At 61.1% G+C, this 13,214-nt stretch carries 12 protein-coding genes and 1 pseudogene; 7 read left to right on the forward strand and 6 right to left on the reverse strand.

Annotated elements, in window-relative coordinates; all coding sequences use genetic code 11:
* Positions 1–4 precede the first annotated feature (4 nt).
* From AC0L26_RS07975 to AC0L26_RS07995, 5 genes are all read left to right on the forward strand, one after another.
* Positions 5–982 (forward strand): quinone oxidoreductase family protein, encoded by a 978-nt coding sequence (locus AC0L26_RS07975; protein WP_473632047.1) that lies wholly within the window; start codon positions 5–7, stop codon positions 980–982.
* A 144-nt stretch (positions 983–1,126) separates the two neighbouring features.
* Positions 1,127–2,704: an ABC transporter ATP-binding protein gene (locus AC0L26_RS07980; protein ID WP_473632048.1), complete on the forward strand. Its 1,578-nt coding sequence runs from the start codon at positions 1,127–1,129 to the stop codon at positions 2,702–2,704.
* Positions 2,701–3,813 (forward strand): ABC transporter permease, encoded by a 1,113-nt coding sequence (locus AC0L26_RS07985; RefSeq protein WP_473632049.1) that lies wholly within the window; start codon positions 2,701–2,703, stop codon positions 3,811–3,813. The genes AC0L26_RS07980 and AC0L26_RS07985 overlap by 4 nt, the downstream gene beginning before the upstream one ends.
* Positions 3,813–4,733: an ABC transporter permease gene (locus AC0L26_RS07990; protein ID WP_473632050.1), complete on the forward strand. Its 921-nt coding sequence runs from the start codon at positions 3,813–3,815 to the stop codon at positions 4,731–4,733. The genes AC0L26_RS07985 and AC0L26_RS07990 overlap by 1 nt, the downstream gene beginning before the upstream one ends.
* A 50-nt stretch (positions 4,734–4,783) precedes the next feature.
* Positions 4,784–5,851 (forward strand): BMP family ABC transporter substrate-binding protein, encoded by a 1,068-nt coding sequence (locus AC0L26_RS07995; protein WP_473632051.1) that lies wholly within the window; start codon positions 4,784–4,786, stop codon positions 5,849–5,851.
* A 120-nt stretch (positions 5,852–5,971) separates the two neighbouring features.
* Here AC0L26_RS07995 and rimO read toward each other — a convergent pair whose 3' ends face one another.
* From rimO to AC0L26_RS08020, 5 genes and pseudogenes are all read right to left on the reverse strand, one after another.
* The gene (gene rimO / locus AC0L26_RS08000) at positions 5,972–7,285 is read right to left on the reverse strand and encodes a 30S ribosomal protein S12 methylthiotransferase RimO (protein WP_473632052.1); all 1,314 of its coding nucleotides are present in this window, start codon (positions 7,283–7,285) and stop codon (positions 5,972–5,974) included.
* Between the two features lie 182 nt (positions 7,286–7,467).
* Positions 7,468–8,154, reverse strand: a complete 687-nt coding sequence (locus AC0L26_RS08005; RefSeq protein WP_473632053.1) for a TerC family protein — start codon at positions 8,152–8,154, stop codon at positions 7,468–7,470.
* A 164-nt stretch (positions 8,155–8,318) separates the two neighbouring features.
* Positions 8,319–8,726, reverse strand: a complete 408-nt coding sequence (locus AC0L26_RS08010) for a DUF930 domain-containing protein (RefSeq protein WP_473632054.1) — start codon at positions 8,724–8,726, stop codon at positions 8,319–8,321.
* A gap of 51 nt (positions 8,727–8,777) precedes the next feature.
* On the reverse strand, positions 8,778–9,146 hold the full coding sequence (locus AC0L26_RS08015) for a hypothetical protein (RefSeq protein ID WP_473632159.1): 369 nt from the start codon (positions 9,144–9,146) through the stop codon (positions 8,778–8,780).
* Between the two features lie 147 nt (positions 9,147–9,293).
* A pseudogene (locus AC0L26_RS08020) lies at positions 9,294–9,371 on the reverse strand (hypothetical protein); the annotation flags it as partial.
* A 282-nt stretch (positions 9,372–9,653) separates the two neighbouring features.
* On the opposite strand from AC0L26_RS08020, the gene AC0L26_RS08025 reads away from it, so the two are divergent.
* The gene (locus AC0L26_RS08025) at positions 9,654–11,036 is read left to right on the forward strand and encodes a hypothetical protein (protein WP_473632055.1); all 1,383 of its coding nucleotides are present in this window, start codon (positions 9,654–9,656) and stop codon (positions 11,034–11,036) included.
* A gap of 303 nt (positions 11,037–11,339) precedes the next feature.
* Here AC0L26_RS08025 and AC0L26_RS08030 read toward each other — a convergent pair whose 3' ends face one another.
* Positions 11,340–12,110 carry an SDR family oxidoreductase gene (locus AC0L26_RS08030; protein ID WP_473632056.1) on the reverse strand — a complete coding sequence of 257 codons (771 nt, stop codon included), beginning with the start codon at positions 12,108–12,110 and terminating at the stop codon, positions 11,340–11,342.
* A gap of 247 nt (positions 12,111–12,357) precedes the next feature.
* Between AC0L26_RS08030 and AC0L26_RS08035 the strand changes: the two genes are divergently transcribed.
* Positions 12,358–13,152, forward strand: a complete 795-nt coding sequence (locus tag AC0L26_RS08035) for a DUF6597 domain-containing transcriptional factor (RefSeq protein ID WP_473632057.1) — start codon at positions 12,358–12,360, stop codon at positions 13,150–13,152.
* The last annotated feature ends 62 nt before the right edge of the window (positions 13,153–13,214 follow it).

A 13,214-nucleotide genomic window follows, 5' to 3' on the forward strand; every position in this document is an offset into this window, starting at 1 on the left:
AGAAATGTCCAAAGCGATCCGCATCCATGCCAATGGCGGTCCGGAGGTTCTGACCTATGAGGACGCCGATCCGGGCCAACCCGGGTCGGGCCAAATCCTGGTCAGGCATACAGCCATCGGCCTCAATTTCATCGACGTCTATCATCGCTCCGGCCTTTATCCGCCGCCGGGCGGTTTCCCGCTGATACCCGGCAGCGAAGCGGCCGGGGTGGTTGTAGAAGTCGGTGCGGATATCGATTGGCTGAAGCCGGGCGATCGCGTCGCCTACGCCGTGACGACTGGCGCCTATGCCGAGCAGCGCGTGATCGCCGCCGATCGTGTCGTAAAGGTGCCCGACGGCATCAGCGACGAACAGGCGGCTGCCATGATGCTGAAAGGGATGACGGCGGAATATCTGCTGCGCCGCACCTTCAAGGTGAAAGCGGGCGACACCATCCTGTTTCACGCGGCGGCCGGCGGTGTCGGGCTGATCCTCGGACAATGGGCCAAGCATCTTGGCGCAACCGTGATAGGCACCGCCAGCTCCACCGACAAGATCGAGCTCGCCAAGGCGCATGGCTTCGACCATGTCATCAACTACCGCGAGCAGGATTTCGTGGCCGGCGTCATCGCAATCACCGGCGGCAAGAAGTGCGACGTCGTCTATGATTCGGTCGGCAACGACACCTTTCCCGCCTCGCTCGACTGCCTGAAGCCGCTCGGCATGTTCGCCAGCTTCGGACAATCGTCAGGGCCGATCCCACCGTTCAGCATGTCATTGCTGGCGCAGAAAGGTTCGCTGTTCGCGACGCGGCCGACTTTGTTCGTCTACAATGCCAGGCGCGAGGACCTAGAGGCGTCCGCAGCCGCGCTGTTTGACGTCGTGCTCAGTGGCGCAGTCAAGATAAGGATCAACCAGCGCTATGCGCTGAAGGACGCAGGCAAGGCGCATGCCGATCTTGAAGGGCGCAGAACGACCGGGACAACCATTCTCGTCCCATGACGTCGACTTTTCAGGCGCGCGCTCTTTACCCCTTGAGTTTCCGCTGAAATTCTTGAAGCTCTTTCAAGACGCGTGCCGCTTTCCGACGGGAGCAGGCCGCGCATACCATGCCTGCGGGAACACAGAACATGTCTGGCAAACCAGATGGGAGGCACTGTGAGTGCAAATCAGGACGGCGAGAACCTGCTTGAGGTTCGTGGCCTCACCAAGACATTCGGCACGCTGACGGCGTGCGACCATGTCGACCTCAATGTTGCAAAGGGCGAAATCCACGCGTTGCTCGGCGAGAACGGCGCCGGCAAGTCGACACTCGTCAAAATGCTGTTCGGAACACTGGAGCCTAATTCGGGCGAGATTTTCTGGAACGGTCAGGCGGTAACTATCACCAATCCCGGCTTTGCGAAAAAGCTCGGCATCGGCATGGTGTTCCAGCATTTCTCGCTGTTCGAGGCGCTGACGGCGGCCGAGAACATCGCGCTATCGTTGGACGACGGTTCGCCGATCAGCACGATTGCAGCGAAGGCGAGGGCGCTGTCCTACAGCTACGGCCTGCCGCTCGACCCGCAATCGCTGGTCGGCGACCTGTCGGTCGGTGAGCGCCAGCGTATCGAGATCATCCGCTGTCTCCTGCAGACGCCGCAGCTCATCATCCTCGACGAGCCGACTTCGGTGCTGACGCCGCAGGAAGCCGACAAGCTGTTCGAGACACTCGAGCGGCTGCGCTCGGAAGGAAAGTCCATCCTCTACATTTCGCACCGGCTGGAAGAGGTCAAGCGCATCTGCGACCGCGCCACGGTGCTGCGCCACGGCAAGGTGGTTGGCCATTGCAACCCGCGCAAGGAAACCGCAGCATCGCTGGCGCGCATGATGGTCGGCAACGACGTGCAGGCCGTGGTGCGCGCGCCGGCCCAAGGTATCGAGACCGCGCAGCCGCTGCTTGAAATCCGCGCGCTCAGCCGCAAGCCGGCAACGCCGTTCTCGATCCCGCTCAGGAACATCAACCTGACGGTACGCGCCGGCGAAGTGATCGGCATTGCCGGCGTCGCAGGCAACGGCCAGGGCGAGTTCTTCGAATCCGTTTCCGGCGAGGTGCCGCAGCAGGATGCCGCCTCGGTGCGCATCCGCGGTAAGGATGCCGGCGGCCTCAGCATCACCGGCAGGCGGCTGATGGGCGCGGCCTTCGTGCCGGAAGAGCGGCTCGGCCACGGTGCAGCACCCCGCATGAAGCTTTCAGAAAACCTGCTCCTGTCGCGCCATGCCACCGACGGCAAGATGTTTGTCGGCGCCGGCGGAATGGTCAGAAGCGATGCGATCTATGCCGCTGCGCAGCGCATCATCAAGGCGATGGATGTGCGCAAGAGCGCTCCGGACCCGGAGGCGGCGGCGCTTTCGGGCGGCAATCTGCAGAAATTTATCGTCGGCCGCGAACTCGACCGCAGGCCTGGCGTCATGGTCGTCAATCAGCCGACATGGGGCGTCGACGCCGGTGCCGCCGCCCACATTCGCCAGGCGCTGATCGAATTGGCGCGCAGCGGCTCGGCGGTGCTGGTCATCAGCCAGGATCTCGACGAACTGTTCGAAATATCCGACGCGATCGCGGTGATGCACAATGGCGAATTGTCGAGGCCTTTGCCGATCGCTGAGGCCACTTTCGAAAAAATCGGACTGCTGATGGGTGGCGCCGAGCCCGGCCACGCCGAACACGCTTTGGAGACGTCATGATGCGCCTCGAACTCGTCAAACGCCCACAGCGCTCGATGCTGTTCTCGGCACTGTCGCCATTCATTGCATTCGTGTTGACGATCATTGCCGGCGCCGTCCTGTTCGCACTGCTTGGCGTCAATCCTTTGAAGGCATTTCAAATCTATTTCATCGAGCCGGTTAGCCAGGTCTGGCAGCTGCATGAGCTGGCGATCAAGGCCGCACCACTCATCCTGATCGGGGTCGGCCTGTCGGTTTGCTACAGGGCCAACATCTGGAATATCGGTGCGGAAGGCCAATTCATCCTGGGCGGCATCGCCGGCTCGATCGTTCCGGTGCTGCTTCCGCAATTCGAAGGCCCGCTGGTGCTGCCGCTGATGCTGCTGTTCGGCATGGTTGGCGGTGCCGCCTACGCCGCCATTCCCGCCTTGCTCAAGACGCGCTTCAACACCAACGAGATCCTGACCAGCCTGATGCTGGTCTATGTCGCGCAGCTCTTCCTCGACTGGCTGGTGCGCGGTCCCTGGCGCGATCCGCAGGGTTTCAACTTCCCGCAGACGATACAGTTCAACGACTCCGCCATCTTGCCGGAACTGATGCCGGCCTCCGGCCGCGCCAATTGGGGTTTCGTCTTCGCGCTGGTCGCGGCGGTGCTGGTCTGGATCCTGATGAGCCGCATGCTGAAAGGCTTTGAGGTGCGCGTGCTCGGCGCAAGCCCCAGGGCAGGGCGCTTCGCAGGGTTCGGCCTCAACCGGATGGTGTTCTTCGCCTTCATGCTGTCGGGTGCACTGGCCGGACTTGCCGGTATTTCCGAAGTCTCCGGCGCGATCGGCCAGCTGCAGCCGGTGATTTCGCCCGGCTACGGCTTCACCGCCATCATTGTGGCGTTCCTCGGCCGTCTCAATCCACTCGGCATCGTCGCGGCGGGCCTTGTGCTGGCGCTGACCTATCTCGGTGGCGAGGCGGTGCAAAGCGCGCTCGGCATCTCCGACAAGGTGGCGCGTGTGTTCCAGGGCATGCTCCTGTTCTTCGTGCTCGGCTGCGATACGCTCATTCACTACCGCATTCGCCTGATCGGCTTTGCCACGCCAAAGCTTGAATCCGTGCCGAAGCTGGAGGAGGCCCGCTGATGGACATCACCGTCAACATTCTTTTGACCATCGCAACTGCGGCGACGCCCTTGCTGATTGCGGCGATCGGCGAACTGGTGGTCGAACGTTCCGGCGTGCTTAATCTCGGTGTCGAAGGCATGATGATCATGGGGGCCGTCGGCGGTTTCGGCGCCGGCTATCTCACCGGATCGCCGTGGATCGGATTGTTGGCAGCGATCGCCCTGGGTGCAGTGTTTTCGCTGCTGTTCGCCGTCATGACATTGTCGCTGGCCACCAACCAGGTGGCGACCGGCCTATCGCTGACATTGCTCGGCCTCGGCCTTTCCGGAATGATGGGAACCGGCTTTGTCGGTCTGCCCGGCGCGAGGCTGCCAAATCTCGACATACCCGGCCTGACGCAGATTCCCGTCATCGGCAGGTTGTTGTTCGGCCAGGACCCGATCTTCTACATCTCGATCGCGTTGACCGCCGCCGTCATGTGGTTCCTGTTCAAGACCCGCACCGGGCTCACGCTGCGCTCGATCGGTGACAGCCACACATCGGCCCATGCGCTTGGCATCCAGGTCATCCGCTACCGCTATCTCTCGGTGATCTTCGGCGGCGCCTGTGCAGGCCTTGCCGGTGGTCACCTTTCGCTGGTCTACACGCCGCAATGGGTGGAGAACATGACCGCCGGACGCGGCTGGATCGCGCTGGCGCTGGTCGTGTTCGCGTCATGGCGGCCGTGGCGACTGCTGGCTGGCGCCTATATTTTCGGCGCGGTATGGATCGGCCAGCTTCATGCACAGGCTTTTGGCATTCCGGTTCCATCGCAACTGCTTTCTTCGTTGCCCTATCTGGCAACCATCGTGGTTCTCGTTCTAATCTCGCGCAACAAGCGTTTGACGATGATGAACACACCGGCTTCCTTGGGGCAGCCATTCGTTCCGGATCGTTGACAATAAAAACAGACGGGAAGCTCCAAGGCTTAACTCAGAGAGGTAACACGATGAAAAAACTGCTTATTGCGCTGATGGCCGCCGCGGCAGCATGGTCGCTGGCGGCGACCGCCGAGGCGCAGGAAAAGCTAAAAGCCTGTTGGGTCTATACTGGCCCGATCGGCGATTTCGGCTATTCGTACCAGCATGACCAAGGCCGCCTGGACGTAGAGAAGGCCCTCGGCGACAAGGTCGAGACCGCCTACCTGGAGAACGTCTCCGAGGGTCCCGATGCCGCTCGTGCTTTCGAGCGACTGGCACGCGAAGGATGCAAGATCATCTTCGGCACTTCCTTCGGCTTCATGGACCCCGAAGTGAAGGTCGCCAAGAAATTCCCCGACGTCAAATTCGAGCACGCGACCGGCTACAAGACGTCGGACAATCTCGGCATCTACAATGCGCGCTTCTACGAAGGCCGCTACATCCTCGGCCAGATCGCAGCCAAGCAATCGAAGTCGGGCGTCGCCGGCTACGTCGTTTCGTTTCCGATCCCCGAAGTGGTGATGGGCATCAATTCCTTCATGCTCGGCGCCCAGTCGGTCAACCCGAACTTCAAGGCGAAGATCGTCTGGGTCAATTCATGGTTCGATCCAGGCAAGGAAGCCGACGCCGCCAAGGCTCTGTTCGACCAGGGGGCCGACATCATCGTCCAGCACACCGACTCGACCGCCGCCCTGCAAGTCGCCGAAGAGCGCGGGCTGCAAGGGTTCGGTCAGTCTTCGGACATGATCAAGTTTGCCCCCAAGGCGCAGTTGACCTCGATCGTCGACGATTGGGGGCCGTATTATATTAGCCGGGTGAAGGCCGTGCTCGACGGCACATGGAAGCCGGGCAATGTCTGGCTGGGCATCAAGGACGGCGCTGTTAAAATGGCCGCTTACACCAACATGCCCGATGACGTGAAGGCGATGGCGCAAGCCACCGAAAAGAAGATCGTCGAGGGATGGAACCCCTTCACGGGGCCGATCGCCAAGCAGGATGGAACGCCATGGCTGAAAGACGGCGAGGTCGCTACTGACGCCACGCTGCTCGGCATGAATTTCTACATCAAGGGCGTCGACGACAAGCTGCCGAAGTAAGCGCTAGCGGAGACCAAAATCCTGACAGGCCAAGATATTGACACGTCAAAATTTTGACAGGGCCAAGATCTTGACAGGAAAGGGCGCCGCGCGGCGCCCTTTCGTTTACAGCGAGCTGCGTCAGACAGCTGAGCCGTAGAGATCGTAGGCGTCGGCGCGGTCGATCTTGACGGTGACGATGTCACCGGCGCGCAACGGGCGCCGCGACTGGATATGCACCGATCCGTCGATTTCGGGCGCGTCGTATTTGGTGCGGCCCTTGGCCGAGGTGCCGTGCGCCTCGTCGATCAGGACAGGCAGGCGCTTGCCGACCTTCCTGGCGAGCTGCGTCGCCGAGATCTTCTGCTGGCGCTGCATGAAGCGGTGCCAGCGCGCCTCCTTGATGTCCTGCGGTACCTGTTCGAGGCCGAGGTCGTTGGAACGGGCGCCCCTGACCGGCTCGTATTTGAAACAGCCGGCGCGATCGATCTTGGCTTCGTCCAGCCAGTCGAGCAGCATCTCGAAATCGTCGTCCGTCTCGCCGGGGAAGCCGACGATGAAGGTGGAGCGAATGGCCAGATCCGGACAGATTTCGCGCCAGCCTCGAATGCGGTCGAGCGTCTTTTCGCCATGGGCGGGCCGGCGCATATTCTTCAGCACCTGCGGCGAGGCGTGCTGGAACGGGATGTCCAGATAGGGAAGGATCTTTCCCTCAGCCATTAGCGGGATGACATCGGCGACATGCGGGTAGGGGTAGACATAGTGCATGCGCACCCAGATGCCGAGCTTGCCGAGCTCCTCCGACAGATCGAGGAACTTTGCCCGCACTTCGCGGTCGCCAAACATGCTGGTCTGATATTTGATGTCGATACCGTAGGCGCTGGTATCTTGCGAAATGACCAGGATTTCCTTGACTCCGGCCTTGGCCAGTTTCTCGGCTTCGCGCAGCACGTCGGCGGCCGGCCGCGAGACGAGATCGCCGCGCAGCGCCGGGATGATGCAGAAGGTGCAGCGGTTATTGCAGCCTTCCGAAATCTTGAGATAGGCATAGTGGCGCGGCGTGAGCTTGACGCCTTGCGGCGGCAACAGGTCGACATAGGGATCGTGGCTCGGGGGCGCGGCCTCATGCACGGCAGCCATCACGCTCTCGTAGGCCTGCGGACCGGTGATGGCGAGAACGTTTGGGTGTCTTTCGCGGATGACGTCCGGTTCGGCGCCGAGACAACCGGTGACGATGACCCTGCCGTTCTCCGAAAGGGCGGAGCCGATGGCATGGAGCGATTCGTCGCGAGCCGAGTCGAGAAAACCGCAGGTGTTTACGACGACCAGATCGGCGCCGTCATGCTTGCGCGCGATTTCGTAGCCTTCCGCGCGGAGACGCGTGATGATGCGCTCTGAATCAACGAGCGCTTTCGGGCATCCAAGACTGACGAAGCTGACGCGAGGGGCGGACATATGCGGTTTCCAATGGACGCGGGCCGGAAACCCTGAGGCCCGGCCCGGAAGTCTCGATACATGTTGATCTTTGAACTTTCGCAGAAGCTCAATTTGCACGGCGCAATAGCATAGTTCGGCAGTCAAGCAAACCGAGGAGTGGCTGGTGCGCTCGTGCGGACCTGCACTGCCAAGGATCAGGTTCAATGACCGCCTGGCCCGAACCAGGGCGCCAGGAATGCAAACTGGTCGGGGAACTGCTGCACGGCACCATCCAGAAGCATCTTTACGGCGACGTAGAGAATGATCACGAGGCCGATATAAGCAATCCAGCGGTACTTATGCAGGAGGCGTGCGACAAACGAAGCGGCGAAACCCATCAATGCAATCGACAGCGCCAAACCAATGATCAGGACCGTCGGATGGTCCATCGCTGCGCCTGCGACTGCGAGGACGTTGTCGAGAGACATCGAAACGTCGGCAATGACGATCTGCCAGGCTGCCTGAGCGAAGGTCTTGCGCGGTCCCTTGCCGGCAATCGCTCCGCTTTTGTCGTAATCGACATTCGACAACGATTCCGTGGCGTCATGTTCCTGCTCGTGGCTGACACGGAGTTCGCGCCACATCTTCCAGCACACCCAAAGCAGCAGCAGGCCGCCGGCTATGAGAAGAATGGGGCCGATTGTGAGGAGCCACTGGGTGATCAGGGCAAAGAAGATGCGAAGCACGGTGGCCGCCGCAATGCCGACGAGAATCGCCTTCTTGCGCTGGTCCGACGGCAGGCCTGCCGCGGCAAGGCCGATGACGATGGCATTGTCGCCGGCAAGCACAAGGTCGATGGCAATGACCTGAAGCAGGGCCGACAGGCCAGCGGCGGTAAAAATTTCCATTAGCTGGAATTTCCTTGCTTGGTCGCCAATCGTTCGCGTCGAGTGTCCGGACGCCGTAACGTGTATGGTTCCCGCGCGTCAAGACTGCTCGGCGACAAAGACGGCAAACTGCCTGATCGCGGCGGCAATCACCAGCAGGCGAAAGCTGCCATGATCGGGACAGGCTAGTCGTAGAGGTTGTATTTCGACCAGTCGGCTTCGGGAATCTCCTCGCCGATCCGATAGCGAAAATCCAGAACCTGCATATGGTCCGGTGCCGTCTGACACTTGTATTTCAGCCGGTACCATTGTCCCTTGCTGCGAAAGGCAGCCCCAGGACTTGTGATTGCGTCAGTGTCCATTTCGGGCGTCGCAAAAGCGTAGGCGACCACGCGATCGGCTTTGTATTTGCGGTCGTCATGGGTAATCCGGTCGAGCACTTCGGCATCACATCGCTGTTCGAGCCGGGTTTGCGGATCGAGTTTCAACAAGCCGGCGCGCAATGCGCTATCCATCGCGCTAGCCGGCCACGACAGCGTCACCGACGCCAGAACCGTAAGACAGAGCTTCTTCATGGGCGCGAGGAGCATCATATTTGGGCGGAGAAATCAACTGGACGAGACCCCGGTCATCACGCCGCATGCTCACGATGCAGGCTTCAAACGATGGCTGAAGAGCAGTTTCAAATAAGTCCGGAACAGCATGATTTGAGCCGGCAGCGCACCCGGCTCGTTCAATGCCTTGGACAGAATGATACCTCCTTCGGCCACGCCCATGACCATGTCGGCGAGCGCGCCGATGTCGACAGGCTCGTTGGGAGGATATAACGCCCGGATATCCTCGAGCATTGCGAGAAACCTGGCACGCCAGCCCAGGATTGCGGAACGATTCAACTCGCGAACCTCGGCGTCGAACATTCTGTCCTGATAGGCGGTCGTAGCGACCAGGCAGCCGGGGTGCGCCTGCGGCAAATTCTCGAACAGCTCCGCAAGCATTTTCAGGCCGACCAGCATGGCATGCAGTGGATCGTCATTGAGTTCGCGCGCCCTGCCGAACAAGTCGTCGAAAATGCGATCCTCTTCCTTGATGTAACGCCGGATCAAGGCCTGCGCCAACGCATTCTTGTCGGCAAAATGATAGAAAAATCCGCCCTTGGATATCTCTACGGCCGCGACGATTTCCTCGATCGACGTCGCTTCGAAACCTTTCAGCAGGACAGCGTCCTGGGCGACATCCATAATCCGTTGTCGCGTCGAACTTCCGCGTACATTTGTGCTCAAGGCATACCCGCTTTCTGGACCGTCGGTACAAAATCTAGCGATACCGGCGAGCAGGTATGCCGGCTGTGGCTCTGCAAGGCGTTGTTTTAAAAAGTAATTTTCAATTCGCGATCAGTATACCGTAAGCCAACTGGTTTTGGAACGCTGGTCCGTGGATGTTCTGGGCATCCGAAACCACGAACTAGACGGCGCATCCGCTGGCTGGACTCAATCCGCCGATGCGCCGCAGGAGACAGAGCAATGTTCGACCAAACCCGTAGAAACGTATTGGGTGCATCCGTAATCGGTGCAAGTGGCCTGCTGAGCGGCATCGCGTCCGGCGCCACTCCGGCGAGGCAGAAAAATGATGTCAGTACAGCAGCCCCGGAGCGCGGCCTTGCACAGGTCTCCAGCTTTCCGCTGATCCAAGCGATTCACGGGCGCCGCTCGCGGCGTTTTGCGAAGGGCGCATCCATTCCGGACGGTCCTCTTGCCTATACCTCAAAAAGTCCTGCGGCGCCGATCACCGAGATGGAAAAGATGCTGCTCCTGACCACGGTGGCGGGCAATACGGGGTGGGCAAATCTCATCCCACACAACAAGACCTATGCTCCCAAAATACCAAATTATGCGGGCGCCGCCGGTGGCCGCACATTTCCGTCGTCGGCAGGGTTTCACACGTCGGAGGTATTCTTCACCGACGACACCGGAGTCTATTTCCTGCCGACGCGGGACATGGCGTCGATTAGTTCGGGTGGCGCAGAGACCGAGTTGGATGCGTATCTCGGGGCGCACCGGTCGCGCATCGTCAAGCTGGCGGATCAGCGGTTAAACGTTCCGCGCTCTCCCGAGCACATGGAGATGCACAACGAGTGGTGTGGCAATGTTCCAGGTAGCACGCTGATCATTCCTGTGGCGGATCTCGCTCAGCACATGGTGCTCACGCTTTGCTACCTCGTTCAGAACGGAGCTTGCGTCTATGACGACCTTAATGGCCGGCCAATCCCGGGGATGGAGAACTTCGCCGGACTGGTGGATCTGCAAAATCCATATCCATTGACGTTCATAGAGCAGCTGGCCCTCACCGAAGTCACCGTTGAAACCTCGACGGCCTGCTACGCCGGCGCCCTCATGCTGCAAGCACTTGGTCTCGGCGGCTGGATGTACGATGGCCTCAACCCATTCACGGTTCAGGGCGCCAGCGGTGATCCCGCCATTCCCGGTCTCGGATTCCGGTTCGACATGATCCCCGGGAAACCACTGCCCCATGTGACCGGACTGCCGGGCGTCTTTGAGGCGCACTGCCCACCACATTTTCCGGACATGCGCGCCGCTGTGGAAGCGGTGGTCGAGCGTAAGTTCGGCAGGGGCGGGCCGTTCCATGGCGAAACGAAAGGCCCCTACAAGCGCTCGGAGACAATCCGCAGCAGCGCCGCGCCGATGGGAGCGGAGTTCGTCGACTGCGTGTCCGTGATGGCCCAGTACATATACGATACCTTCGGCAGATTCCCGGCCACAGTGCCGGCGATCTTCAACCTGATGTATCTCCAGGCGCATCGCCTCGACACAGAGTTCTACGACACCCATTTCGCGCCCGGCGCCTACCTTAGCACGCACGCAGAGCACGACAAAAACTGGGGCTGAAACCCATTAGGGCTGCGCCGCTCGTTCGCGGCTTTGGGTCCCAATATTCCGATCAACGCAAAGCGAGGCCGAAGTCTAACCCTTCGGTCGTTGGAAACTTTTATGTCAAGATGGTCAAGTTCCCTCTACCGCAAGCTCGCGGCGTGTTTCGGGAGGCAGCCAAGGTCAAATCCCAACACATCGCCTGAACTCGCGCCACTCAGTTACCTCAACGACCATCTGCTTGAGGATCTTGCTCTGCAGCGTAGAGGTAAGGACTGTGTCAAAATGAACGTGGTTTGACACCGAGGCGAATTTTCGCCGTCACATCTGCACGGACATTCCGCCGTCGACGGTCAGCACATGGCCGTTGACGAAAGATGCCGCATCGCTGGCCAGGAAAAGGGCGGCGCCGGCGATTTCCTCCGGCCGTCCCCAGCGTTGCAGCGGAACCCGCTGGCGAGCGAAGGAAAGCATGTCGGGATCTTCTGCCAGCGCGGCATTGGTCTCGGTTGCGAACATCCCCGGGGCAACGGCGTTGCTGGTTACACCATGCGCGCCGTATTCGACGGCCATGCTGCGCATCAGGCCGGTTAACCCCTGCTTGGCGGCGGGATAGACGGCATCGCCGGGACGTGCCATCTCGCCGACGATCGAGGTGACAGAGATCAGCCGGCCATACCCTTGCGCCTTCATGATTTCCGCCGCATCCCGCGACAGAGAGATCGCCGAAAGCAGATCGGTCCGGATCAGATCAAGGATATCGTCGTCGTCGAACGCGGCAAGCGGCCTCCTGTCGCGGGCGCCGACATTGTTGACGAGGATATCGAGCCGACCGCGAGCCTTGCGGACATCCGCGATAGCGGTGCGGCCGGCCGCCACGTCTGCTACGTCGAAGACCGCCGCCTCAGCACTGCCGCCGCCTTCTGCAATGGCGGCGACGGCGCCGTCGAGCACCGCGGCCGTACGTCCGGTCACAACCACATGGGCCCCCGCTTCGGCAAACGCGCGCGCGATCTCGAAGCCGAGCCCGCGCCCACCTCCGGTGACGAGCGCCACACGGCCAGCCAAGGAAAATCTGTCGAAAATGCTCATGCCACGTGGTCCTCTGCAAGCATAGGAGTAGTAAGAATGGTGTCATGCGGCAATCGCCGCTGATGGCGCGCGTCGCGCGCAGGCGCCAAGGTCACCGACTTCGCCCTCCGGCGCCTGACATGCAACCATACCAGGCAGACCTGATCGAGGACCGCAACAAGGGTTGAAGCAAGCCGCCATCGCAATAGATTTCGGGACCGAAGACTGCGATCCCTGCGAAAATGTTCCTCAACAGGAGAGGCTCGTGATGTCTGGCGACAATACACCCGTCCTTTCCGGAGCGCCCATCCTTTCCGGGGCGATTGGGGACTACCGCGAGTTCAATCCTCCGGCCGTACTCGAAAGGCATTTCCAATGCGTCTGGTCCAATACATTGCGACGGGACGCGGGGAGCTTGTCGGCCGTGGTCCCCGACGGCTGCGTCGACATCACCTGGATCGACGGCGATCTGGTCGTGGCGGGTCCCGACGTGGCCGTAGCCCTCTCTACGCTGACACCCGGCTCTACCGTGATCGGCACCCGTTTCCGGCCGGGTGCGGCAAGCCGGTGGCTTGGCCTGCCGATGTCGGAGATCGTCGGCGGCCGGGTGGCGCTCAGCCACTTCTGGGGAACGCTGGCGCGCGAAGTCGCCCAGAGAATTGGTGATGCGTCCTCCACGGCGGAGCGAATGCAGGCGATGCAAGGTGCGCTCTTCAAGCTCGCACCCGAGATCGAGCCGCCGCCTCCGGACATGGGATTTGCCTTCAACGCGCTGAAAACCGAATCCGCCGGCCCGGGGATGGCGGTCATCCTAGACCGGCTCGACGTCAGCCCGCGAACGCTTCGCCGACGCTGCCAAGAGGCTTTCGGCTATGGTCCAAAGACGCTCGACCGCATTCTCCGCTTCCAGCGGTTTCTGAACCTGGCGCGGCAGTCCGCCGAGCCGCGCCTTGTCGATCTTGCGTTCGAAGCCGGTTATTCCGACCAGGCACATCTCACGCGTGAGGTGCGGCGTCTGTCCGGGTTCTCGCCCGCGGCGGTTCTGCGACAGTTCGGCGCCTGAGCTGGCCGTTTCGTTCAATACGCCACCGCCAACTCCGCCTAGTCTGCCTTCATTGGAAAGGA

This window comes from Mesorhizobium sp. WSM4823 (genome assembly GCF_055811195.1).